This window comes from Rhizobium sp. BK376, assembly GCF_004341625.1.
Lineage (GTDB): Bacteria > Pseudomonadota > Alphaproteobacteria > Rhizobiales > Rhizobiaceae > Rhizobium.
Genome location: NZ_SLZG01000004.1, coordinates 463,269 through 488,667, shown reverse-complemented (window position 1 = coordinate 488,667; position 25,399 = coordinate 463,269). Strand labels below are relative to the sequence as shown.

The window sequence follows — 25,399 nt, the reverse complement described above, 5'->3', positions numbered from 1 at the left end:
GGCATCCGCTCCATCCATGACATCGCACTCCCGCGAACTCCTGATCATCAACAAGCGAGGCCTGCACGCGCGCGCCTCGGCGAAATTCGTCCAGACAGTCGAGGCCTTTGACGCTGCGATCACCGTTTCCAGGGACGGGACGACGGTCGGAGGCAATTCGATCATGGGGCTGATGATGCTCGCCGCAAGCCCAGGCTGCAGCGTTCTCGTCACGGCAAGCGGAAACCAGGCTGCCGAGGCTCTCGAAGCTTTGGATCAGCTTGTCCAGAACAAGTTCGGCGAAGAGATCTAGCTGCCGCCAACCATATAAAGACATAAAGACTTCTTTATATCCTTATTGCTTTCCCGCTCCAAGACTGCTAAACGGGCATCATTCCGCGCATTGCGTGCGCAATCTTGCATTCCGTCGCCCGATCGCCGGCGGTCCGGATGCTTCGTCCAGGCTGGAGACCTTCATGAGCACTGAAAAGGACTACCTCGTCGCCGATATCGGGCTTGCGGAGTTTGGCCGCAAGGAACTCTCGATCGCCGAAACCGAAATGCCGGGCCTGATGGCTTGCCGCGCCGAATTCGGCGAGAAGAAGCCGCTCAAGGGCGCCCGCATCACCGGTTCGCTCCACATGACGATCCAGACGGGCGTTCTCATCGAGACGCTGATCGCACTCGGCGCCGAAGTTCGCTGGGCATCCTGCAACATCTTCTCGACGCAGGACCATGCCGCTGCAGCGATCGCCGCTGCCGGTATCCCGGTCTTCGCCGTCAAGGGCGAGTCGCTCACTGAATATTGGGAATATACCGACAAGATCTTCCAGTGGGCCGATGGCGGCCTGTCGAACATGATCCTCGACGACGGCGGCGACGCCACCATGTACATCCTGCTCGGCGCTCGCGCCGAAGCTGGTGAAGACGTGCTGTCGAGCCCGCATTCCGAAGAAGAGGAAATCCTCTTTGCACAGATCAAGAAGCGCCTGAAGGCATCGCCGGGCTGGTTCACCAAGCAGCGCGACGCGATCAAGGGCGTTACCGAAGAAACGACAACAGGCGTTCACCGACTGTATGAACTCTCCAAGAAGGGCCTGCTGCCCTTTCCGGCGATCAACGTCAACGACTCGGTCACCAAATCGAAGTTCGACAACAAGTACGGCTGCAAGGAATCGCTGGTCGACGGTATCCGTCGCGGCACCGACGTGATGATGGCCGGCAAGGTCGCTGTCGTCTGCGGCTACGGCGACGTTGGCAAGGGTTCGGCAGCATCGCTCGCCGGCGCCGGCGCCCGCGTCAAGGTCACGGAAGCCGACCCGATCTGCGCGCTGCAGGCTGCCATGGACGGCTTTGAAGTCGTGCTGCTTGAAGACGTCGTCTCCTCGGCCGACATCTTCATCACCACGACCGGCAACAAGGACGTCATCCGCATCGACCACATGCGCGCGATGAAGGACATGGCGATCGTTGGCAATATCGGCCACTTCGACAACGAAATCGAAGTTGCAGCACTTCGTAACCTGAAGTGGACGAACATCAAGCCGCAGGTCGACATGATCGAGTTCCCGAAGGGCAACCGCATCATCCTGCTCTCGGAAGGCCGCCTGCTGAACCTCGGCAACGCCACGGGTCACCCGTCCTTCGTCATGTCTGCCTCGTTCACCAACCAGACGCTGGCGCAGATCGAGCTCTTCACCAAGCCCGGCGAATACAAGAATGAAGTCTACATTCTGCCGAAGCATCTCGACGAGAAGGTCGCTCGCCTGCATCTCGCAAAGCTTGGCGTAAAGCTTACGGAACTCTCCGCCGAGCAGGCCGCCTATATCGGCGTCAGCCCGCAGGGTCCTTTCAAGGCCGACCACTACAGGTACTAAGTCTAGACTCAATATCCACAAGATGTTGTGGCCGCGGCATTGACAAATGCCGCGGCTTATTTTTTGAGCTCCGCCCTTTCCGCAGATTCCCTTAAACGGTATTCTTCTCAGACTTGATTCGTAGCTGGCAACACTTTGGTGACGCTGCGAAAATGGGATGTCTTGTCGAAATGCGGCACATTACAGGACGGAGACAGACCGCGAATGTCGGAAATGAAGGACAGCCTGCCTGAGCAGGCGGATGCATCATCCTATGCGTCCGCGATGCAAAGGCATGGCGGGAAAAGAGCAGATGGTCAAAAGATCGGGCGATACCATGTGTTCCGGAAGGCGAGTGCCGTGGCACGTCTTCTAGCACTCTACGCGTCCGGAACGGCCCTGGCTGCGATCGCAGGCCCTGCGCTTGCGCAGGCGAAAGTCCCGGAAACGACACGCCTGTTTACCTCTTCCGAAATGGTTACCTTTTCCGTCGTCATCGGCATTGTTTCGGCGGCACTTCTCTCCGCCATCTGGATGGTGCGGCAGCGCGGCAACATCGAAACGGAGAGCCGCGAGATCCGTTCGGCTCTGTCAGATGCCAATCAGCGTATTTCTCAATACCAGGCCCTGATCGCCGACAAGAACCGCAGGATCGTGATCTGGGATGGCCCGGACGCACGGCCGGAACTTCTCGGCCAACTGCCTGCCGAAACAGGCGCGCCGCAGGACAATGAATTCCTTGCATTCGGCCTCTGGCTGAAATCCTGGTCTGCTGCAGAACTTGACAAGTCGATCGACAAATTGCGCAGCAGCGGACAGGGTTTCGACATGGTCGTCGAGACCAACCGTGAAGAGATATTGGAGGCGCAGGGCCGCATTTCCGGCGGGCGTGCCTTCGTTCGCTTCATCGCGCTCAACAACCTGCGCGCCGAACTGGCGGAACTGAAGATCGAGCGGGACCGGCTGATGACGTCGATCTCGGCCTTCCAGGGATTGCTCGACGCCATCGACCTGCCGGTCTGGCAACGCGATCCGCAGGGCAGGCTCACCTGGGTCAACCAAGCCTATGGCGATGCCGTCGAAGCGGTTACCCCGGAGGAAGCTCTGCGGGAGAGCCGTGAATTTCTTCCGACCATTTCCCGCGAGCGGATCCGCGCGCTGGCCACGCCCGAATCGCCATTCCACGACAAGATTTCGACGGTCGTCCATGGCAACCGCACATTCTTCGATGTCGTTGACGTCAAGGTTCCGAACGGTTCTGCCGGCATCGCCATCGACGTTTCAGAAACGGAGGCGGTTCGCGCCGAACTCCAGCGCACGTTGAAGAGCCACGCCGAAACGCTGGATCATCTGGCCACTCCCGTTGCGATCTTCGATGGCGAGCGCCGCCTGCAATTCTACAATCAGGCTTTCGTCAGCCTCTGGGAATTCGATATCGCCTTCCTCGAATCCAAGCCGGACAATGGCGAGCTGCTGGAACGGCTCCGCGCCGCCAAGAAGCTGCCGGATTCGCTGAACTGGAAGAGCTGGAAGGACGGAGCGCTGTCGGTCTATCGATCGCTCGATACACAATCCGATCTCTGGCATCTGCCGAACGGGCAGATTCTCCGGGTATTCGCGACCGCGCATCCGCAGGGCGGCGCCACCTGGGTCTTCGAGAACCTGACGGAACAGGTCGATCTCGAGACGCGCTACAATACGCTGGTCAAGGTACAGGGCGAGACGATCGATCACCTCTCCGAAGGCGTCGCCGTGTTCGGCCCGGATGGCCGCATCCGGCTTTCCAACCCCGCTTTCCGGGCGCTCTGGGGCATCACCGAGGCCCAGGCTGCGCCGGGCACCCATATTCGCGGTCTGGCAGATGCCTGCGCCCCTTCCTATGACGGGCCGGATGGCTGGAACCGCTTTGCAGAGCAGATCACCAGCTTCGATGACGAACGGCCCTCCTCGCAGGGAACGCTCGAGCTCTTCTCCGGCCTGGTGCTGGATTACGCGATCATCCCGTTACCCAACGCGCAGACGATGCTGACCTTCGTCAACATGACGGACAGTGTCCGCGCCGAGCGGGCCCTGACGGAAAAGAACGAAGCGCTGCGCAAGGCCGACGAGCTGAAGAACGATTTCGTACAGCACGTTTCCTACGAATTGCGGTCACCGCTCACCAACATCATTGGCTTCACCGATCTCCTGAAGACCCCTGGCATCGGGCCGCTGAACGATCGGCAGGCGGAATATATCGATCATATTTCGACCTCGTCTTCGCTTCTGCTCACTCTGGTCAACGACATTCTCGACCTTGCTACGGTCGACGCCGGCATCATGCGACTGAATTATTCCGAGATCCGGCTGGACGAGCTGCTGGACGACGTTTCGATCCAGATCGCCGACCGGCTGCAGGAGAGCGGCGTGACGCTCGAGATTCTCGTCCCGGCACACCTCGGCAGTCTCGTCGCCGACCAGCAGCGCCTGAAGCAGATCCTGCTCAAACTTTTGAACAACGCTGCGAATTTTGCACCCGAAGGCTCGATCATCTCGCTGAAATGCCACCGTGAGGGCACGGATTTCGTCTTCTCCGTCGCCGACAAGGGGCCGGGCATTCCTGAAGAGATGATGCGCGCTGTATTCAACCGCTTCGCCAGCGGCAAGGGCGGCAAGCGCAACGGCGCGGGCCTCGGCCTCTCGATCGTCGAAAGCTTCGTCAGCCTGCACAACGGCAAGGTGTCGATCGACAGCCAGCCCGGCAAGGGCACGACGGTCATATGCCGCATCCCGTCCGCCGATCTGCCCCACTCCGTCGCAGCCGAATGATTGCAGCAGACGACGCCATTTCTATTTTCCTGGAAGACGACGCAACAACCGCATTGCTTGGTGAAGACCTCGCCCTGGCGCTGAAAGCGCGCGATTGCCTGGCGCTCTCCGGCGACCTGGGGGCCGGCAAGTCCTCACTTGCCCGTGCCCTGCTGCGCGCGATCGCCGACGACGACAGCCTCGACGTCCCGAGCCCGACATTCACGCTCGTGCAATCCTACGATCTGCGCATTCCGGTTTCCCATTTCGATCTCTATCGCCTCGGCCATCCCGATGAGTTGGTGGAACTCGGCTTTGACGAGGCTTTGCAGAACGGCATCTGCATCGTCGAATGGCCGGAAATGGCGGAGGGCGATCTGCCCGCCTCGCGCATCAACCTGAAGCTCGAACATGAAGGCAAAGGCCGGCGTGTCACGATAAAAGCACCAGAGCAGGAGATGGCGCGTATTCGGCGCGTGCTCGATATCCGCGCCTTCCTCGCCGCCAATGGTCTTGCCGACGCAAGGCGGCGGTTCCTGACCGGCGATGCATCGCTGCGCGCCTATGAATCGGTCTATCCGGCGGACGGCAGCGCGCGCCAAATCCTGATGGACTGGCCGCGCCGCCCCGACGGCCCGCCGGTTCTCGACGGCAAACCATATCCGAAGGTGGCGCATCTTGCCGAGGATGCCTACCCCTTCGTAGCGCTGGCGAATGTGCTTAGAGATGACGGCTTCGCCGCACCCGAGATCTATGGCGTGGACTACGATGCGGGCATTCTCCTGATCGAGGATCTCGGCACCGAGGGTGTTCTCGATACCGAAGGACTGCCGATCCCCGAGCGTTATCGGGAAAGTGTTGCCTGTCTCGCGCATCTGCATTCGCTTCCCATGCCGCAGGACATCCCGGTCACGCCCGATCATATCCATCACATTCCCGATTTCGACCGGGTCGCGATGAAGATGGAAGCGCGGCTGCTGGTTGACTGGCACTTGCCGTGGAAAAGCGGGCGCGAGGCAAGTAATGCGGAGCGGGCGGAATATCTAGCGATCTGGGATCATCTGATCGACGAGCTTAACAGCGCGGAAAAAAACCTGCTGCTCAGGGACTTTCATTCCCCGAATATCATCTGGCGGCCGAACGAGCATGGCCTGAAGCGCATCGGCATGATCGACTTCCAGGACGCCATGATCGGGCCGACCGCCTATGATCTCGCCTCCATCGTCCAGGACGCCAGGGTCACGATCGACCGTCCGCTTCAGGACCAGCTGATGGGCGACTATCTGGCGCTTCGTCGGCTGGAGGCGGGGTTTGACGAGCCGACTTTCCTGAAGAGCTGGGCGATCATGTCGGCGCAGCGCAACTGCAAGCTTGCCGGCCTCTGGGTCCGGCTGCTCAAGCGCGACGGCAAGCCCGGTTATCTCAAGCACATGCCGAGAACGCTTACCTATCTCAAGGTCGCCTTCGAGCATGAAGCACTCTCCCCCTTGCGCGATTGGTGTACAAGGGCTGGAATAGGCGAAAGCGAATCATAACTTCCGGATCAGATGACCATTAAACAAGCCATGGTGCTGGCAGCGGGTCTCGGAACCCGCATGCGGCCGATCACCAATACGATACCGAAGCCATTGGTGAAAATCGCCGGCAAGCCGATGATCGACTATGCGCTGGACACGCTGGCTGATGCCGGCGTCGAAAAGGCGGTCGTCAACGTGCACCATCACGCTGACCAGATGCTTGCCCATCTCGAGGCCTACAAGCGGCTGGAGATCATCATTTCCGACGAGCGGGAAGCGCTGATGAACAATGGCGGCGGACTGGCCAAGGGCTTGAAGCTGCTTGATGCGGGAAAGGTTTTCGTCATGAATGCCGACCTCTTCTGGGTCGGCGAAAAGCCCGGCATGCCGACCAACCTGCAACGGTTAGCCGGATTCTTCGATCCAGCAGGTATGGACATGGCGATGCTCTGCGTCGATATCGATAACACGACAGGCCACAACGGCAAGAACGATTTCGGCATGGCGAAGGATGGCCGGTTGACGCGGTTCCGCGAGCACGATCCCTCGCCCGTTGTCTATGCCGGCGCGATTGCGATGGACACGTCCTTCCTCGATGATGCGCCTGCCGATGCCTTCAACCTCAATATCTATTTCGACAAGGCGATTACCCGCGGTCGCCTGTACGGAATGATGATGGACGGACATTGGCTGACGGTCGGGACACCCGAAGCGATCAGCGATGCCGAGGCGACGATCCAGCGCTTCCAGGAACTGGTCTAAGCCATGGCTACCGGCCATCGCCAGCGAATCCTCACCATTCCGGCGGGCCTCCCCTTCCTGAAGACGCTGGCAACCGCGCTGTGCGACGGCCGGCTGATCGAAAGCTACAAGCACGACCCGGCCGATCCGTTGTCGCTGGCCAAGGTGACAATCTTCCTGCCGACGCGCCGCGCCGTTCGCGTGCTGCGATCCGAATTCGTCGATCTCCTGGGCGGCCGAGCAGCCATTCTTCCCGTCATCCGCCCGCTGGGGGAAACGGATGACGACAGCGGCTATTTCGACGAAGCGCTGCCGGCAACGCTCGATCTCGCGCAACCGTTGTCGAACACGGTGCGGTTGCTGGAGCTGGCGCGACTGATCCTTGCCTGGCGTAACAAGCTGCCGCAGATCGTTCGCGACATACATTCCGACTCGCCGCTGGTCGCGCCGGCGAGCCCGGCAGACGCCATATGGCTCGCGCGCAACCTGGCCGAACTGATCGATTCCATCGAGACGGAAGATCGAAACTGGGACGAGCTTGCCAAGCTCGATGCGCGGGATCATGCGCTTTGGTGGCAGCTGACCGCGGAATTCCTGCAGATCGCCAGCGCCTTCTGGCCGGCGCGCCTGGAAGAGCTCGGCCGCTCCTCGCCCGCCCGCCATCGCAACGCCATCCTGCGCGCCGAGGCCGAACGTCTGGCGAGCATGGAGCATAGCGGGCCGATCATCATTGCCGGTTCGACGGGATCGGTTCCCGCAACCGCCGATCTGATCGCCGCCGTCGCCTCCCTGCCGGAAGGTGTCATCGTGCTGCCGGGACTCGACGGAACCATGTCGGACGAGGACTGGACGCTTGTGGCGCCGGATTTGCGCCCCGGCGAACGCGCGGACCCTGCGGCTCGCACCCATCCGCAATACGGGCTTGCGCTGCTTTTGAAGCGGCTGGGTGCGACGCGGCAGGATGTCGGCACCGTCGAGGACGCCGGACCTATCCTGCAACGACGGGCGGAAATCCTTTCCCATGCGCTGGCTCCGGCCAAAGCGACGAGCGGCTGGGGCGAATGGCACCGGACCCTGCCTGAAGGCGCGCTGACCCAGGCCTTCGCGAATGTCTCTCTCATCGAGGCGGCCAACGAGCGAGAGGAAGCGACCGCGATTGCGATCGCCTTGCGGCTCGCCTTGGAAAAACCGGGGCGAAATGGCGAGAGCCAGGCAGCGCTGATCACGCCAGATCGCAATCTGGCGCGTCGCGTCGCCTCCGAACTCGCGCGCTTCGGCATCACTGCCGACGATTCCGCCGGTACGCCCTTGGCGGCAACGCCGCAGGGTGGCTTGCTGCAGCTTCTCTTGGAGGCGACCCTTCGCCCGGGCGATCCCGTCGCGCTCGTTTCGCTGCTCAAGCACCCCCTGGCTCGCTTCGGCCTCGATCGCGCCAGCCTGGACCCTGCCATCGATGCATTGGAGTTGCTGGCGTTGCGCGGCGGCGTGGCGGAAGTCGATATCGCTGCGCTGGAACCGTTGCTGGAGGAGCAACTGCTTGAAGGGGCCGACGATCGGCACGCGCCGAAATGGCTGAAGAGCCTGCCGCTGAAGGCCATCGATCAGGCACGGGATCTGGCGCGCCGTGTGACCGCGGCAACGGAACCGCTAGCATCGGCGCTCGTCCGGCATCGGCCCGGCGACCGCGGCCTGACCAGCAGTTTTGCTCTATCCGAATGGGCCGAACGGACGGGACGCGCGCTGGAGGCGATCGCGACGGATGAACGCGGAAACCTTGCGGCGCTCTGGTCTGGTGAGGCGGGCGATACGCTGGCGAGCCTTCTGCGCGAAGTCATCGATGCCGACGACCAGCTGGAAGCCGATGGACCGCAATGGATCGACATCACAGCCGCTCTGTCGGCCGGCCAGGCGGTGAAACCCCGCTCGCTCAGCCATCCGCGCGTCTTCATCTTCGGCACGCTCGAAGCCCGTCTGCAGAGCGTCGACACGCTCATCCTCGGTGGCCTGAACGAAGGCTCCTGGCCGGGGCAGACATCCAACAATCCGTTCATCTCGCGAACGATGAAAACCGACATAGGGCTGGAGCCGCCGGAGCGGCGCATCGGCCAGCTCGCCCATGACTTCGAGATGGCGAATGGCACGCGCGATCTCATCTATTCCCGCTCGCTCCGACAGGGGTCCACGCCGACCGTCGCCTCCCGCTGGCTGCAGCGGCTGATGGCGCTGGGCGGCAAGGACTTTCAGGCGGAGTTGAAGGCGCACGGCGACCGCTTTCGGCATTGGGCTGGGATGATCGACGAGGGCGACAACCAGGCGCCGGCGCAGCGTCCGACACCCAAGCCGCCGGCGACACTGCAGCCGAGGAGCTATTCCTTCAGCGAAGTCGGCCGCCTGCGTCGCGACCCCTATGCGATCTATGCGCGGCGGGTGCTCAAGCTCGACCCGATCGAGCCCTTCAACCGCGACCCCGGCGCTGCCGAGCGCGGCACGCTCTACCATGCGATCATCGAGCGGTTCGTCAGCGGCGGGCATATTGCGGGCACGCCGGCGGGATCTGCGGCCATGGAGAGAATCATCGCCGACCTCTTCGATGACGAGCGGTTGCCGCCCCATATCGACAGCGTCTGGCGCCCGCGCTTCCGCGAGGTGGCGCGCGCTTTCCTGAAATGGGAAGCTGAACGGCGACCGTATATCCGCAAGACCTTTACCGAAGCTCGGGGCGGTGTCGATATCGAACCGATCGGCATCAAACTGACAGGCATCGCGGACCGGATTGACGTAAAGGGTGGCAATGCCGCCGATATCGTCGACTATAAGACCGGCTCCAATCCCTCGCCGACGCAGGCGCGCGCCTTGCTCGATCCGCAGCTTGCACTCGAGGCCTATGCGCTTCAGGCAGGCGCGTTTCGTGAAGCAACCGGCCTTTTGCCCGACAACCTGCTCTATGTCCGGCTGCGTCCCGGCGAACGCTTCCAGGTCGATCAGGTCAACAACGAGCTGGCAAGCGCCACTGCCAAGACAAAACCGAAGTCGGCTATCGATCTTGCCGAGGACGCGATCGACCAGCTCGTCAAATTCGTTTCGTTGCTGCAATCGGGAGAAAGGGGCTTCACCTCCCGCCTGATCCCTGCGCAGCAATTCGATTTCGGCGGCGATTACGATCATCTGGCCCGCGTTTCGGAATGGTCGACCGCGGAGACCGAGGAGGCAGCCGGCGATGAGTGAATTCGCATCCCTGCCTGAAGGCGACGATCCCGGCACCTGGATCAACTGGACGACCATCCAGCAATCGATCGCCTCCGATCCGCTGCGCTCCGCCTGGGTTTCGGCCAATGCCGGATCCGGCAAGACGCATGTGTTGACGCAGCGCGTCATCCGGCTGCTGCTCGCCGGCGCCCGGCCCTCCGCCATTCTTTGCTTGACCTATACCAAGGCGGCGGCGTCTGAGATGTCCAACCGTGTCTTCGAACGCCTCGCCGACTGGGCGACGCTGCCTGACGAGAGCCTGCGGAAGAGAATTGCCGATATCGAAGGCGAAGAGCCTGATCTTTTCAAGCTGGCCGAAGCGCGCCGGCTTTTCGCCAAGGCGCTGGAAACGCCGGGTGGGTTGAAAATCCAGACGATCCACGCCTTCTGCGAAGCGCTACTGCATCAATTTCCGCTGGAGGCGAATGTCGCCGGTCACTTCTCCGTTCTCGACGACCGGGCGGCTGCAACCTTACTTGCGGACGCTCGCCGCTCACTGCTGACGGCGACGACGCCCGAGGGCGATGCCGATCTTGCCGAGGCTTTCGCCTATGTGCTCGATCTCGGTGACGAAGCCGGCCTCGACAACCTGCTTGGCGACATAGTTGCCAATCGCAATGCCATCCGCCGGTTTACCCTGGCAGCGGCGCAAGAGGGCGGCGTCGATGCGGCGCTGCGCCAGAGGCTTGGGCTCTCCGCCAACGACACTGAAGCCGGCATTGCGGAACAATATTGGCCCCTGCCCGGCCTTTCCGGCGGCGTGCTCGAAACCTATCTTGCGCTTGCCGACCAGAAGGGCGGCGTAAAAGTGCAGGAGATCGCTTATGGGCTCCGCCTCGCAAAACGCGATGGGGACGCAGGTGAGCGGGCAGCGCTTCTGGAAAAGCTGTTCCTGACGGGCAAGGGCGAGCCGAAGGCGGACAGTTCGCTCGTCGCCAAGGCAATGGCGACAGCGGCACCGGAGCTGGTGGCCGCGATCGATGCCGTAAGGTCCCATATCGTCGCCTGCCGCGACCGGCTGAAGCTGATGCGGATGTACAGCGCCACCCATGCTGCGCTTGTCCTGGCAGACCGGCTGAACCTCGACTACGAAGATCTGAAGAAGCAGCGCAGCCAGCTCGACTTCGAGGACCTGATCACTCGCACGGCCGATCTTCTGACGAAAAGCGGCGTCGGCCCCTGGATCCATTACAAGCTCGATCAGGGCATCGACCACATCCTCGTCGACGAGGCGCAGGATACGAGCCCGATCCAGTGGAGCGTCATCCAGTCGCTGGCCGAGGATTTCTTTGCCGGCGAAAGCACGCGCCCTGCCCTCAGAACGATCTTTGCCGTTGGCGATGAAAAGCAGTCCATTTATTCCTTCCAGGGCGCGCGGCCCGAGCGGTTTTCCGAGGAAAGCAGCCGGACGCGGCGGCGCGTGATGGCCGGCGGCCAGGCCTTTTCGCCGATCCGCCTGCCGCTGTCCTTCCGCTCGACGGCGGACGTGCTTTCCGTGGTCGACCGGGTGTTTGCGCTTCCCGACAATGCCCGCGGCCTCAGCGCCGTCGGCGAGGCCGTCGTCCATCGCTCAAGCCGTATCGGCCATCCTGGCGCCGTTGACCTGTGGGACATGATCGCGCCTGAGCCGATGGCGAGGGAAGACGACTGGACGGCGCCTTTCGACGCCACGCCCGAGAGCGCACCGGCCGCGATCCTCGCGCGGCGCATCGCCCATAGGATCGGTGAACTTGTCGGGCACGAGACGATCATCGAAAAGGGCAAGGAACGTCCCGTCGAGGCGGGCGATGTCCTGGTGCTGGTGCGCAAGCGCGATGCCTTCGTGAACGCGCTGACACGGGCACTGAAGAAGCGGGGCAATATTCCCGTCGCCGGCGCCGACCGACTGGTGCTGACGAGCCATATCGCCATCCAGGACCTTCTCGCGCTAGGCCGCTTCCTGTTGTTGCCGGAAGACGATCTTTCGCTTGCCGCCCTCCTGAAAAGCCCGCTCTTCGACCTCAACGAGGACGATATCTTCGCGATCGCAGCGCTTCGTGGCGAAAACCAGAGTGTCTGGGGCCATCTTCAGGCCTTTGCAGCCGATGGACAGGCGCGATACGCCGCCGCCGTCGAGCGCATGAAGACCTTCATGGCGCTTTCGAAAAACTGCTCGGTGCATGATTTCTACGCCCGCGTGCTCGGCAGCCTCGGCGGGCGGCGGCAGTTCCTCGCCCGGCTCGGCACCGAGGTCAGCGATATCCTCGATGAATTCCTGACTTTTACGCTGGAGCATGAGACCAACGGGTTGCCGGGGCTGCAATCCTTCGTTTCGACGCTGGAGCTGGAAGCGCCCGTTGTCAAACGCGAGCAGGACAAGGGCCGCAACGAAGTGCGGATCATGACCGTCCATGCTTCGAAAGGCCTGGAGGCGCCGATCGTCTTCCTCGTCGACGGCGGCGGCAAGGCCTTCACCCACACCCATCTGCCGAAGCTGCGGCTGATCGACACCAATGACGGCCGGGAATCCATTCCGGTCTGGGTTCCGGTCAGCGCACTGGCGAACTCGCTGACCCAGGCGGATGCCGCGCGCATCCAGTCGCTGGCGGAGGAGGAATATCGTCGGCTGCTCTATGTGGGCATGACCCGTGCCGCGGACAGGCTGGTGGTCTGCGGCTATCGCGGCGTTCGCGAGAATGCCGGCACGTGGCATCAGATGATTTCGGCCGCCATGCGGGCGGATGAGGAGCATTGCGCCCCGGCCGCATTTTCCGGCCCCGATGGCGAGTGGGAAGGGTTGAGCTGGCGGGTGCAGCAGGTAAGCCGGCCGGTCGATCGCGCGGAGAGGACCGAAGCGTCCGAGCAACGCCAATCCCTGCCCCTCGAGCTCGGGCGCCCGCTGCCGGCGCAACGGCATCTGCCGCGGCCGCTCAGCCCTTCGGGTGCCGGAACGATCATCGATGAAGAGGCAGACGACCTGCTCGTTACCTCGCCGCTTTTCGGCGAGAAGGGAAAAAGCGACAGGTCGCTCGAAAAAGGCCGCCTGATCCACCGGATGTTGCAGACATTGCCTGACATTCCGCCGGTTGATCGCGCCGACGCAGCCGGGCGCTATGCCGAGCGGGCGGCGCGTTATTGGCCGGAGGCGGAACGCGAGGTGCTGGTCACTTCCATCATGCGGCTGCTTTCCAATCCGGATCTGCTGAGTGTTCTTAGCGCCCATGGCCAGGCGGAAGTCTCGATCATGGGGACTCTCACGCTTGGTGATCAGCGATTTGCCGTCTCGGGACGGATAGACCGCCTTGCCGTTCTCGACGATCGCGTCATCATCCTCGATTACAAGACGAATCGCGTGCCACCTAGCAATCCGGAGGCGATCCCCTTTGCGCATCAGGCGCAGCTCGCCATCTATCGCGAGATCCTGAAGCCGCTTTATCCGGGAAAGCAGATCGATTGCCTGCTCGTCTATACGGAGAATGCCTCGATCCATCGCTTGAGCGAAACCGCGCTCGCATCGGCGCTTGTGCAGCTCAAAACAAAGTGAAATATCGAATATTGAAAATCAGGCACCGGCTCATCACATAAGGTGCAACAGCAAATTCGCTAAAGGAGCAGCCTATGGCTACCGTGAAAGTCGATACCTCCAACTTCAAGTCTGAAGTTCTGGAATCTGCAGAGCCCGTCGTTGTCGATTTCTGGGCTGAATGGTGTGGTCCGTGCAAGATGATCGCTCCGAGCCTCGAAGAAATCGCCGTTGAAATGCAGGGCAAGGTGAAGGTTGCCAAGCTCAACATCGACGAAAACCCGGAACTGGCTGCCCAGTTCGGCGTTCGTTCGATCCCGACGCTCGCACTCTTCAAGGCCGGCGAAGTTGCCGACATCAAGGTTGGCGCTGCTCCGAAGACTGCGCTTTCGAACTGGATTTCGAACGCTTCCTAAGGGTATCGATCTCTTTAATTGGGAAAGCCCGGCATTGCCGGGCTTTTTCATTTGTACGGGATTTCGTTATTTCGGCGGCGTGCCGTTGTCGGCTAGGACATCGCCGACCAGATAAAGCGAGCCGCCCATCAGGATTCGCGGCGCGGGCTTTTCCGGAACGACCGCCTGCTTGATTGCTTCCAGCGCCTCGGCAACCGTCGACATGGGTTCGGCAACGAGCCCTGCATCGTAAGCCGCATTGGCCAGGATGACCGGGTCGATCATCGCATCGCTATGACGGATCGGCACGCAATAAACCTTTTCAGCCAAGCCGGCGAAGGCCTTGAAATAGCCGACGGGATCCTTGGTGTTGATCATTCCGATAATCAGGAAGAGCGGCCGGGACTGGCGCTCCTCAAATCCGGCCATCGCCTCCGCGATCACCTCGCCGGCGCCGGGATTGTGACCGCCGTCTACCCAGATCTCAGCGCCCTCGGGTGCATAGGCCATCAGATTGCCTTCGGTCAGGCGCTGCAGGCGTCCCGGCCATTCTACCGAGGTCATCGCCTTTTCCATCATCGCTTCGGTGACGGTGAAGCCCGCTGCCTTCACGGCGCGGATTGCAGCTGCGGCGTTGGCATATTGATGGCGACCGGGAAGGCGCGGCAGCGGCAGGTCGGCAAGGCCGAACTCGTCCTGATAGACCAGCCGTCCATATTCCTCATGCGCCATGAAATCCTGGCCGAAAGCGGCCGTCGGGCAATGTAGCCGTTCGGCGGTCGACAACAGGACGTCGAGGGCCGCATCATATTCCTGATGGCCGATGACGACGGGCTGGCCGCGCTTCATGATGCCGGCCTTTTCGGCAGCGATCAGCTCGACACGATCGCCAAGATAGGCCTGATGATCGAGCGAAATCGGCATGATGACCGAAACGGCTGGGTCAGAGATGACATTCGTGGCGTCGAACCGGCCGCCGAGGCCGACTTCGATGATCGCGGCATCGGCCGGGTGTTCCGAAAACAGCAGGAAAGTCACGGCCGTCAGGATTTCGAACACGGTGATCTTCTGGCCGGCATTCGCTTCCGCGACGCGCCGGAGGGCGTCGGCAAATGTCGCGTCGTCAACAAGCTGGCCACGGCCGCCCTGGACGCCCATGCGATAGCGCTCGTGCCAGTTGACGAGATGCGGCGAGGTATGGACATGAACGCTGAGGCCGGCGGCCTCAAGCAATGCCCGGCAAAAGGCCGTGACCGAGCCCTTGCCGTTGGTGCCGGCAACGTGGATAACCGGCGGAAGCCTCTTATGTGGGTTGCCGAGGACTCCCAGCAGGCGCGTAATCCGATCCAGCGACAGATCGAAGCCCTTGGGATGCAGAGCCAAGAGCTTGTCGATCTCGCGCTCCGCCTCGCTCGTAACGGAATGGCTCATTGGAATCATCCAGCACCCCCGCCCTCAGGCCTTCAGTTCAACGTCGATCAGGCGCTTGCGGCGATAGCCATTGCAGCGCCGGTTTCCTTGACGGAGATATTGGCCGGCTTCTTCGTCAGAATCTTGAGCAATCTCGCGAGCGTATCAGGAATATCATGACGCTTGACGACCATGTCAACCATGCCATGTTCCAGCAGGTATTCAGAGGTCTGGAAGCCTTCCGGCAGCTTTTCGCGAATGGTCTGCTCGATGACGCGCTTGCCGGCAAAGCAGATTTCCGCACCGGGTTCAGCCAGATGCACATCGCCCAGCATGGCGTAGGACGCGGTGACGCCACCGGTCGTCGGGTTTGTCAGCACGACGATATAGGGCTGGCCTGCTTCCTTCAGCATGTCCACGGCAACGGTCGTGCGCGGCAGCTGCATCAGCGAGAGGATGCCTTCCTGCATGCGGGCGCCGCCTGAGGCCGGGAACATGACGAGCGGGCATTTTTCGGCAATGGCGCGCTCGAAAGCCTTCACGATCGCTTCGCCGGCAGCAATGCCGAGCGAGCCGCCCATGAAATTGAACTCGTGCACGACGGCAACCAGCTTCAGCCCACGAACCTTGCCGACACCGGCAAGAATCGTGTCTTCCTGCTCGGACTTGAGACGGTTATCGCGCAGGCGATCGGCATATTTCTTCGAATCGCGGAATTTCAACGGGTCCTGCGCGACCTTCGGCTGCGGCAGCGATTCGAATTCGCCGCCGTCGAACAGATCCGCCAGACGCGCCTTGGCCGGCATCTTCATATGAAAGCCGGAAGCGGGAATGACCCACTTGTTGTCTTCCAGGTCCTTGTGGAAGACCATTTCACCGGTCTCAGGGCACTTGATCCAGAGATTCTCCGGCACTTCGCGACGGCCCAGCATGGAATTGATCCGCGGGCGAACGTAGTTGGTGATCCAGTTCAAATCGAATACTCCTGATTGACTGACGCCAATGTGGGGACACTATTCGGCAGCAACAAGGCGTGCCGAGCGGGTTCCTGTGGAGAGACCCCGCACGAGTGTGGCCACGGCCTGGACGGTATCTGATGTCGCCTTGCCGTCCTTGGTGAGGCTTGTGGCAATCTGGTTGACGATTGCGGTGCCGACGACGACGCCATCGGCCGCGCCGCCAATGAGCTTGGCATGCTCCGCGGTCTTGACGCCGAAGCCGACGCAGATCGGCAGGTCGGTATGATCCTTGATACGCTTGACCGCGCCGGAGACCAGCGACGGATCCGGCAAAGCCGAACCGGTAATGCCGTTCATCGAGACATAATAGACGAAGCCCGAGGTGTTCTTCAAAACGGCCGGCAGGCGCTTGTCGTCGGTGGTCGGAGTCGCCAAGCGAATGAAGTTGATGCCCTTGCGGATCGCGGGGATGCAGAGTTCGTCATCCATTTCCGGCGGCAGGTCGACAACGATCAGGCCATCGATGCCGGCAGCGATCGCATCGTCGAGAAACTTTTCGACGCCGTAAATGTAGATCGGATTGTAGTAGCCCATCATCACGATCGGCGTGTCGCTGTCCGTCTTGCGGAAATCGGCTGCAAGCTGGAGCGTCTTCTTCAGCGTCTGGCCGCCTTTCAGCGCGCGCTGGCCGGCCATCTGGATTGCAGGGCCATCAGCCATCGGATCGGAAAAGGGCATGCCGAGCTCGATAATGTCGGCACCGGCTTCCGGAAGCGCCTTCATGATACCGAGCGACGTTTCGTAATCCGGGTCTCCGCCCATGAAGTAAGTGACGAGCGCCGGGCGGCCTTCCGCTTTCAGGTCAGCGAAACGTTTGTCCATACGTGCAGTCATATCAGAGCCCCATTCCCAGAATCTTGCCGACGGTGAAGATGTCCTTGTCGCCGCGACCGGAGAGATTCATCAGGATGATTTCGTCCTTGCCCATCTTGGGAGCGCGCTTGATGACCTCGGCCAGGGCATGGCTGGGCTCCAGCGCCGGGATGATGCCTTCGAGCTTCGTCAAGGTCTGGAAGGCCTCGAGCGCTTCGTGGTCCATGATCGGAACATATTCGGCGCGGCCGATATCGTTCAGCCAGGAGTGCTCCGGGCCGATGCCGGGATAGTCGAGGCCGGCCGAAATCGAGTGGCCTTCCTTGATCTGGCCATCGCCGTCCTGCAGCAGGTAGGTACGGTTGCCATGCAGCACGCCCGGCGAGCCGGCCGTGATGGAGGCGCAATGTTCGTCGCCCTGCAGGCCCTTGCCGCCTGCCTCAACGCCGACGATCTTTACGCCGGCATCGTCGAGGAAGGGATGGAAGATGCCGATGGCATTCGAGCCGCCGCCGACGGCAGCAACGACGAGATCAGGCAGACGGCCTTCAGCTTCCAGCATCTGCTGCTTGGCTTCGGTGCCGATGACGGCTTGGAAATCGCGAACCATTTCCGGATAGGGATGCGGGCCGGCGGCGGTGCCGATCAGGTAATAGGTGTCGTCGACATTGGTGACCCAGTCACGCAGCGCCTCGTTCATGGCATCCTTCAGCGTGCCGTGGCCGGCAGTAACCGGCCTTACCTCGGCGCCGAGGAGCTTCATGCGGAAGACGTTCGGCGCCTGGCGCTCGACATCGGTCGCGCCCATGTAGACCACGCAGGGGAAGCCGAAGCGGGCTGCGACGGTTGCCGATGCAACGCCATGCTGGCCAGCGCCGGTTTCGGCGATGATGCGGGTCTTGCCCATGCGCTTGGCGAGCAGGATCTGGCCGATGCAATTGTTGATCTTGTGCGAGCCCGTGTGGTTCAGCTCTTCGCGCTTGAAATAGATCTTCGCGCCGCCGAGATGCTGAGTCAGGCGTTCTGCAAAATAAAGCGGGCTTGGGCGGCCGATATAATGCGCACCCAGGGACTTCAATTCGGCCTGGAAAGCCGGATCGTTCTTTGCCTTGTCCCATTCCGCCTGCAGATCGAGGATCAGCGGCATCAGCGTTTCGGCGACGAAACGTCCGCCATAAATGCCAAAGCGGCCATCCTCATCGGGGCCGGCGCGGAAGGAATTCGGTTTTGGCGTCTCGTTCACTCTTAACTCCCTGATGCAATTTCAGGCTGGCAGGCGGTTTCGACCGCATCGAAAAACTCGTCGATCATCTCGACGCTCTTCACTCCGGGCGCGCTTTCGACGCCCGAAGCCGTGTCGACACCGCGCGCGCCGGTCAGACGAATGGCGTCGCCGACATTATTCTTGTTCAACCCGCCGGACAGCATGTAATCGACGTTGCCGTCGAGCCAGCTGAGCAGGCCCCAATCGAAGGATACGCCGTTGCCGCCCGGCAGTTCGGAATCCTTGGGCGGCTTGGCGTCGAACAGGAAACGGTCGGCGATGCCAATATAGGCCTCGACGCGCTTCAGATCATCCGCGGTCCGCACCGGAAGCGCCTTGATCACCTGCAGACCGTAAACCGCCTTTATGGTCAGAACACGTTCAGGGCTCTCGTCGCCGTGCAATTGAAGAATATCCGGGTGAAGGAGCTCCGCGATCTCGTCGAGTTCGTCATTCGTCGGATTGACCGTCACGGCAACGATCTTCGCTTTGCCGCGGACCGGCTCGGCAAGCCTGCCGGCAAGATCCGGCTCGACATAGCGGGGGCTCTTCGCGAAAAAGTTAAAACCGATATGGGTCGCGCCGCGCTTCAGCGCGCGATCGATTGCTTCCGGCGTCTTCACGCCACAGATTTTTACATCGGGTTTCATGGCTGCGAAGTGACATGAAATTGCGAAAGAGTCGAGCCAAAACGCAACGATGCGCTCATTTCAACGGCTTCAAGCGTAACTCAATCGAAGTCGATCGCGTGCAGTTGGCTGCCGTGGCGCTTCAGCCAAGCCTTGGCTTCGTCCATATGCGGGCAGAGCTTGCGGCAAAGCGCCCAGAAGTGCGGGCCGTGGTTCATCTCCTTGAGATGGGCGACTTCGTGGGCGGCGAGATAATCGATCACCATCGGCGGCGCCATGACGATGCGCCAGGAAAAGCTCAGATTTGCGTCCGTCGAGCACGAACCCCAGCGGCTGCGTGTATCCTTCATGCTGATCGATGCGACTTTCGCTCCAATCCTGCCGGCATGAATGGCAACCAGCCGTTCCATATCCAAACGACCTTCCTTCTTCAGAAAGGTCGCGATACGGCGGCCAGCATGTTCGGGCATGCCGCTGACCCTAAGGACATGCCTGCCGTCGACGAGCACGGCTTCGGTCAAGCCGCGCAGGGTGCCGGTGTGCTCGATACGGTGCTTGACGCCACGCAGGAGAATTTCCCCGCCCGGCTCAAGGACAGTCTCGGAGGAAAACTTGGCCAGCTTCGTCAGCAGCCAACCCTGATGACGATCGAGGAAAGCATTGATTTCTCGCGCTGCAAGGCCGCGCGGTATCGTCATCTTCAGCCCGCGGCCACCCGGTTCGATGCGTAGGGTTATACGCGTCGCCCTTTCGTGCTGACGGATGGTTAGGGGCATCTGGCGTCCTGCCACATCAAGGGTACGCGTCTCCGGCGCAGGTGGCTGCCTGGTCGATCGGCGGGCTTTTGACAGAAGCGGAAACATGGCCTCGTTTTATATGATTCGTCGGGATTTCCGGCACAAAAAACCGGCATCGCGGGATGCCGGTCGATTGTTCAGAACTTGATTCCGGGATTCATGGACCGTTACGGAGTCTGGAATTCCGGAGCCGGCCCGTTGTCGTCGCGTTTCACGCTGTTGCGGTTGTTCCGCTCGCGCATGAAGCGATCGAATTCTTCCTGGTCCTTCGCCCGGCGAAGCTCGCGGACGTAGTTGTCGAAGTCGGCGCGCATCTCGTCGAGCTTGCGGCGCTCTTCCTCGAGGCGGTCAAGTTCGGCCTTGCGCCAATCGTCGAATGCGACGTTGCCCGTGCCGAACTGCGAGCGGTAACGGCCATGCGACCGGCGGCAGCCGGCAAACATTCCGTCGGCAGCCTGATTGACGTCTCTCTTCCATCCTCTCAGGCGTTCGCCGAAGAGAATGTAGGCTAGCATGGCGAGACCCAGAGGCCAAAAGACCACGAAGCCGAGAATCATCAGGGCAATGGTAGCCGGAGTCCAATCCGGGCGAAGCAATGCTGACTGGTTCATCGTGAGGTATCCTCGCTTTGAGCGGACGGCCTGATGCCGAACCGCTCAAATCGATGTGGTTACCGCAACCCCGACCTTCAATATGATCCGAGGTCAAATCCGACAACCTCTTGAATCATATCATCTAATTCAGCGACGCCTAAATATAGGGCGCATTTCAGGTCGATTTTCCGCCCTTTATCACCCGTTTCACGACCGGTTTGCCGGCTCGAGAATGCTCGCGGGTGAAGGCGACAATGCGCGGAGCGATCTCGCGTCTAAAGCGCGAACCGTTGAAAACACCATAGTGACCGACATCCGGCTGCAGATAATGCATGCGCATGTCTTCCGGGATGTTGGTGCAGATGGTCTGCGCGGCCTTTGTCTGGCCGACGCCCGAGATGTCGTCGTTCTCGCCTTCGACGGTCAGCAGCGCGACATTGCGGATTGCGGTCGGATCGACGCGCTGGCCGCGATGCATCAGTTCGCCCTTCGGCAAGGCATGCTTCATGAAGACCTGGTCGACCGTCTGCAGATAGAACTCGGCCGTCAGGTCCATGACGGCGAGATATTCATCGTAGAAATCGCGGTGCTTTTCGGGTTCCCCGTCGTTCTTGACGAGGTGCATGAAGAAATCCTTGTGGGCGATCATGTGCCGATCGAGATTCATCGACATGAAGCCGGAAAGCTGCAGGAAGCCAGGATAGACCGGCCGCAGGAAGCCCGGCTGAGGCCAGGGCACGTTCATGATGACATTGTCGGCAAACCATTCCAGCGGCCGTTCCTTGGCAAGCTGGTTGACAGCCGTCGGATTGATGCGCGTGTCGATCGGCCCGCCCATCAAGGTCATGGACGAAGGCGACAACGGATCGCGCGCCGCTTCCATGACTGCGGCAGCGGCGAGCACCGGCACCGCCGGCTGACAGACGGCGACGACATGGGTATTGGGACCGAGGTGGTGCAGCATCTCGATGACGTAATCGATATAGTCGTCGAGATCGAAGGTGCCTTCCGTCATCGACACCATGCGGGCATCGATCCAGTCGGTGATGTAAATATCGGCGCTCGGCAGCAGGGCCTCCACCGTCCCCCGCAGAAGCGTGGCGTAGTGACCGGACATCGGCGCAACGATCAGGATGCGCTGGTCGTCACCATGGCCGGCGGGAAGGCTGCGCTCGAAGTGGATGAGATTGCAGAAGGGCTTTTTCCAGACGATCTTCTCGTGCACAGACGCCTTCTTGCCATCGATTACCGTTTCCTTGAGGCCGAATGCCGGTTTCCCGTAACGACGGGTGGTGCGCTCGAAGACTTCAAGGCTGGCAGTGATGGTTCGGCCAAAGGCCGTATCGGACAGGGGGTTGAACGGGTTTTCATAGGCGAGCCGCATCATGTCGGCGGCGACCCGAAAAGGGGCCATAGCGGCGTGGTTCAATTCATAAAGCTGGTAGAACATCGGAAGCATTACCTCTCAGGGGGCTGAAACGATCGCGGCTTCCAGGCAGTCGTGATCTGATCCTTTAAACACATAATATCAGACGAACAATTTCTGCTGCATAGCAACATAATATATGGGGCTGAACAACGAAAAATGCCGGAGAATTGCTCTCCGGCATCATAATTGCCCAGAAATCTTAAGGTTCCGCCTAGCAAATAGGCTTAATTGTCCGCCTGGAAGGTCTGGCGCTGCGCACCCAGCCCTTCGATGCCGAGTTCGACGACGTCGCCCGGCTTCAGATACTGCGGCGGCTTCATGCCCATGCCGACGCCGGGAGGCGTGCCTGTCGAGATGACATCGCCCGGGTGAAGCGACATGAACTGGCTGAGATAGGAAACCAGGAAGGCAGCGCCATAGACCATCGTCTTGGTCGAGCCGTCCTGCATCGTCTTACCGTTCACCTTCAGCCACATGCCGAGGTTTTGCGGGTCGGCGACCTCATCCTTGGTGACCAGCCACGGCCCGATCGGGCCGAAGGTGTCGCAAGACTTGCCCTTGGTCCACTGTCCGGAACGCTCCGTCTGGAAGGCGCGCTCGGAGACGTCGTGGGAAACGCAATAGCCGGCAACATAATCCAGCGCATCGGCTTCGCTGACATATTTTGCGGTCTTGCCGATGACGACGCCGAGTTCAACTTCCCAGTCGGTCTTTTCCGAACCGCGCGGGATCAGAACGTTGTCATTCGGGCCAACGATGGCGGAGTTGGCCTTCATGAAGATGATCGGCTCGGGCGGCACGGTGGCGCCGGTTTCGGCGGCGTGGTCGGAAAAGTTGAGACCGATGCAGATGAACTTGCCGGTGCCGGCGACACAAGCGCCGATGCGCCCGGACGCAAGCTCGGGCAGAGTGGCCGGATCAAGCGCGGCAATCTTTGCAAGGCCTGCCGGCGAAATCGCCTCACCGCCAATATCTGCGACATGCGCAGACAGATCGCGGATCTTGCCATCCTTGTCGAGAAGCGCCGGCTTTTCCTTGCCGGTCTCACCTACACGCATCAACTTCATGATAATCCCTTCCTTGCTTCCTCATGCAAATGGTTTCGCCATATATGAACGAATTATTTACCTGTGTCACCAATCGATTTTCTCATTAATTGGCTTTGCCCGAAAGCCAATTTTGCTTGTTTGAGAAGAACAACTGCTGTTCCAAAGGGATCGAAAACTCAAGGGTCAGCAAAGCGGTGGGATATCCGGAAAACAAATAAGGATATCCCACATGCAATCTCGCCTTGGCTTAGAACAATTCCTCCAGGGCCGGGCCAAGCGGGACGATCCGCGTCGGGTTGAGCGACTCGATCGAATAATAGCCGTGCTTGATGTGATCGAAGTTTACCGTTTCCGCGATGCCGGGCCAATCCATCATGCGGCGGCAGAACATGCCGAGATTGGCATAGTCCGAAACCCGCCGGAGATTGCATTTGAACAGGCCATGGTAGGCCACGTCGAAACGGATAAGCGTCACGAAAAGGCGGATATCGCTTTCCGTCGGATGGTCTGCAAACAGGAACCTCTTGCCTTCGAGTTCGCCCTCGACCCAATCGAGGCAAGTAAAGACATCGTTGAAGGCTTCTTCGTAAGCGATCTGGGTGGTCGCGAAGCCGGTACGGTAAACGCCGTTGTTCAATGCCGGGTATATGCGATCATTGAAGGCGTCGATATCCGCCCGTCTATCGGCCGGGTAAAGATCGATCTCGTTCCGTGCCAGATCGCCAAATCCTCCGCTCATCATCCGCAGAATATCTGACGACTCGTTGTTGACGATCGTGGCGGCCTTCTTGTCCCAGAGAACGGGCACGGTCGCACGGCCGGTGAATGTCGGGTCCGCCTTTGTATAGATCTCGTGCATATAGGTGGCGCTGTTGACCGTATCTGACGTGGAGCCCGGATAATCGCCGAAGCGCCATCCCTGTTTCGATAGGGACGGCTCGACAATCGAAACCGAGATCGCCTCATCGAGGCCCTTCAGCTTGCGGCCGATCAAGGTTCTGGATGCCCAGGGACAGATCAGCGCGACATAGAGATGATAGCGGCCTGCTTCCGCCTTGAAACCGCCTTCGCCGGTCGGACCCGGGCGGCCGTCTGGCGTGACCCAATTGCGAAAGCTCGACGTCTGGCGGACGAAGCCACCCTTTTCATCCTTGGCCTGAACCGGCTGCCAATCTTCCGTCCATTTTCCATTTACCAGCAACGACTTATCTCCAATGAGCGGTATCCTTTCTTGTAAGGATACCGAATTTCCCAATTATATTAATCACATATTGTTGAAACAGACTGTCTTCGGTGGGTGATCGGGCAAGACTTGCCAAACTGTCCGCGAGGTTTAAGGATAAAACCTTTCTCGTTTAGTCATGTATTGGAGATGACATGTATACCTCAACAGCTGATGTCAAAACGGAGCATGGCAGCCGTTACCTCCAGCAGCTCTGCAAGCATTGGAGCCACCGCTTTACGGTCGAATTCGACGAAAAATCCGGCAAGGTCCCCTTCAGCGACAACGCAAATGTCGAGTTCACGGCCGATCCCTCCAAATTGCATATGGTCCTAAACGTCGCTGCGGAAAACGATCTCGAACGGATGCAGAATGTGGTCGCCGATCATTTGAAGAGGTTTGCCTTCCGAGAGGAGCTGGAGATCATCTGGACGCGGCAATAACGCGCGTTATAAGTCGGGGCTGCCAATCCCAATTGCGAGCATCGAACCGAAGAAAGGTTCATTGCCGCCCTTCCACGCAGAAAGTGCCCCGATGACCACTAGCAATACACGCGAATCCTCCTATCCGATCGACACGATGTTTCTCGACCGCTGGTCACCGAGAGCCTTCACCAACGAGACGATGCCCGAATCCGATCTGTTGACCATGCTTGAAGCCGCCCATTGGGCACCTTCGGCTTCGAACCTTCAGCCGTGGCGCTATCTCTACGCGCTGCGGGGGTCTGAGCATTGGGACAAGCTCTTCGGCGTTCTCGTCGAATTCAATCAGGGCTGGGTAAAGTCGGCAGCAGCGCTGCTCTTCGTCATTTCGCGCACGCACACCGGTGAACTTGGCTCCTCGGAGCAGAAGCCCAGCTACAGCCACTCCTTCGACGCCGGCACGTCATGGGGCTTCCTGGCGCTGCAGGCTCATCTCATGGGTTACGAGGCTCATGGCATGACCGGTTTCCATGCGGACAAGGCCAACGAGATGCTGGGCGTTCCAGATGGTTACCGGGTCGAGGCTGCCATCGCTATCGGCAAGGTAGGCGACAAGAACCAGCTATCGGAGAAGCTGCGCGAGCGCGAAGTTCCGAGCCAGCGCAAGCCGCTGTCCGAACTCGCCTTCAACGGAACCTTCGTCGCCAAGTAAGCCACGACAAATACTCG

At 60.6% G+C, this 25,399-nt stretch carries 20 protein-coding genes; 10 read left to right on the top strand and 10 right to left on the bottom strand.

Annotated features, from left to right (window positions below; all coding sequences use genetic code 11):
* Positions 1–16 precede the first annotated feature (16 nt).
* From EV561_RS14340 to trxA, 8 genes are all read left to right on the top strand, one after another.
* Entirely contained in the window at positions 17–292 is a 276-nt protein-coding gene (locus EV561_RS14340) for an HPr family phosphocarrier protein (RefSeq protein WP_132522537.1), read from the top strand.
* A gap of 163 nt (positions 293–455) precedes the next feature.
* The gene (gene ahcY / locus EV561_RS14335; RefSeq protein ID WP_132522535.1) at positions 456–1,856 is read left to right on the top strand and encodes an adenosylhomocysteinase; all 1,401 of its coding nucleotides are present in this window, start codon (positions 456–458) and stop codon (positions 1,854–1,856) included.
* 204 nt (positions 1,857–2,060) lie between these two features.
* The gene (locus tag EV561_RS14330) at positions 2,061–4,643 is read left to right on the top strand and encodes a PAS domain-containing sensor histidine kinase (RefSeq protein ID WP_132522533.1); all 2,583 of its coding nucleotides are present in this window, start codon (positions 2,061–2,063) and stop codon (positions 4,641–4,643) included.
* A complete protein-coding gene (tsaE, locus tag EV561_RS14325) occupies positions 4,640–6,157 on the top strand; it encodes a tRNA (adenosine(37)-N6)-threonylcarbamoyltransferase complex ATPase subunit type 1 TsaE (RefSeq protein WP_132522531.1) in 1,518 nt (505 codons plus the stop codon). Before EV561_RS14330 ends, tsaE begins: the two co-directional genes overlap by 4 nt.
* Positions 6,158–6,169: 12 nt before the next feature.
* The gene (locus EV561_RS14320) at positions 6,170–6,901 is read left to right on the top strand and encodes a nucleotidyltransferase family protein (RefSeq protein ID WP_132522529.1); all 732 of its coding nucleotides are present in this window, start codon (positions 6,170–6,172) and stop codon (positions 6,899–6,901) included.
* A gap of 3 nt (positions 6,902–6,904) precedes the next feature.
* Complete coding sequence (addB, locus tag EV561_RS14315) at positions 6,905–10,105, top strand: double-strand break repair protein AddB (RefSeq protein ID WP_132522527.1); 3,201 nt, start codon at positions 6,905–6,907, stop codon at positions 10,103–10,105.
* Complete coding sequence (gene addA / locus EV561_RS14310) at positions 10,098–13,649, top strand: double-strand break repair helicase AddA (protein WP_132522525.1); 3,552 nt, start codon at positions 10,098–10,100, stop codon at positions 13,647–13,649. The genes addB and addA overlap by 8 nt, the downstream gene beginning before the upstream one ends.
* A 74-nt stretch (positions 13,650–13,723) precedes the next feature.
* On the top strand, positions 13,724–14,044 hold the full coding sequence (trxA, locus tag EV561_RS14305) for a thioredoxin (protein ID WP_132522523.1): 321 nt from the start codon (positions 13,724–13,726) through the stop codon (positions 14,042–14,044).
* A 66-nt stretch (positions 14,045–14,110) separates the two neighbouring features.
* On the opposite strand, the gene EV561_RS14300 is transcribed toward trxA, so the two are convergent.
* The 10 genes from EV561_RS14300 to EV561_RS14255 form a co-directional block, all read right to left on the bottom strand.
* Complete coding sequence (locus EV561_RS14300) at positions 14,111–15,454, bottom strand: folylpolyglutamate synthase/dihydrofolate synthase family protein (protein ID WP_132522521.1); 1,344 nt, start codon at positions 15,452–15,454, stop codon at positions 14,111–14,113.
* A gap of 47 nt (positions 15,455–15,501) precedes the next feature.
* The gene (accD, locus tag EV561_RS14295) at positions 15,502–16,407 is read right to left on the bottom strand and encodes an acetyl-CoA carboxylase, carboxyltransferase subunit beta (protein ID WP_132522519.1); all 906 of its coding nucleotides are present in this window, start codon (positions 16,405–16,407) and stop codon (positions 15,502–15,504) included.
* Between the two features lie 39 nt (positions 16,408–16,446).
* Positions 16,447–17,286 carry a tryptophan synthase subunit alpha gene (trpA, locus tag EV561_RS14290; protein ID WP_132522517.1) on the bottom strand — a complete coding sequence of 280 codons (840 nt, stop codon included), beginning with the start codon at positions 17,284–17,286 and terminating at the stop codon, positions 16,447–16,449.
* 1 nt (position 17,287) lies between these two features.
* On the bottom strand, positions 17,288–18,508 hold the full coding sequence (gene trpB, locus EV561_RS14285; protein WP_132522515.1) for a tryptophan synthase subunit beta: 1,221 nt from the start codon (positions 18,506–18,508) through the stop codon (positions 17,288–17,290).
* 2 nt (positions 18,509–18,510) lie between these two features.
* Entirely contained in the window at positions 18,511–19,179 is a 669-nt protein-coding gene (locus EV561_RS14280) for a phosphoribosylanthranilate isomerase (protein WP_132522513.1), read from the bottom strand.
* An 80-nt stretch (positions 19,180–19,259) separates the two neighbouring features.
* On the bottom strand, positions 19,260–20,021 hold the full coding sequence (locus EV561_RS14275) for a SprT family zinc-dependent metalloprotease (protein WP_132522511.1): 762 nt from the start codon (positions 20,019–20,021) through the stop codon (positions 19,260–19,262).
* Between the two features lie 101 nt (positions 20,022–20,122).
* Positions 20,123–20,566 carry a DUF2852 domain-containing protein gene (locus EV561_RS14270; protein WP_132522509.1) on the bottom strand — a complete coding sequence of 148 codons (444 nt, stop codon included), beginning with the start codon at positions 20,564–20,566 and terminating at the stop codon, positions 20,123–20,125.
* A gap of 157 nt (positions 20,567–20,723) precedes the next feature.
* Positions 20,724–21,998 carry a polyhydroxyalkanoate depolymerase gene (gene phaZ / locus EV561_RS14265; RefSeq protein ID WP_132522507.1) on the bottom strand — a complete coding sequence of 425 codons (1,275 nt, stop codon included), beginning with the start codon at positions 21,996–21,998 and terminating at the stop codon, positions 20,724–20,726.
* Positions 21,999–22,201: 203 nt separating this feature from the next.
* Entirely contained in the window at positions 22,202–23,044 is an 843-nt protein-coding gene (locus tag EV561_RS14260; RefSeq protein WP_132522505.1) for a fumarylacetoacetate hydrolase family protein, read from the bottom strand.
* 229 nt (positions 23,045–23,273) lie between these two features.
* Entirely contained in the window at positions 23,274–24,227 is a 954-nt protein-coding gene (locus EV561_RS14255) for a glutathione S-transferase family protein (protein ID WP_132522503.1), read from the bottom strand.
* A gap of 176 nt (positions 24,228–24,403) precedes the next feature.
* On the opposite strand from EV561_RS14255, the gene EV561_RS14250 reads away from it, so the two are divergent.
* Positions 24,404–24,691: a DUF2218 domain-containing protein gene (locus EV561_RS14250; RefSeq protein ID WP_132522501.1), complete on the top strand. Its 288-nt coding sequence runs from the start codon at positions 24,404–24,406 to the stop codon at positions 24,689–24,691.
* Between the two features lie 91 nt (positions 24,692–24,782).
* Complete coding sequence (locus EV561_RS14245) at positions 24,783–25,382, top strand: nitroreductase family protein (protein ID WP_132522499.1); 600 nt, start codon at positions 24,783–24,785, stop codon at positions 25,380–25,382.
* Positions 25,383–25,399: the final 17 nt, after the last annotated feature.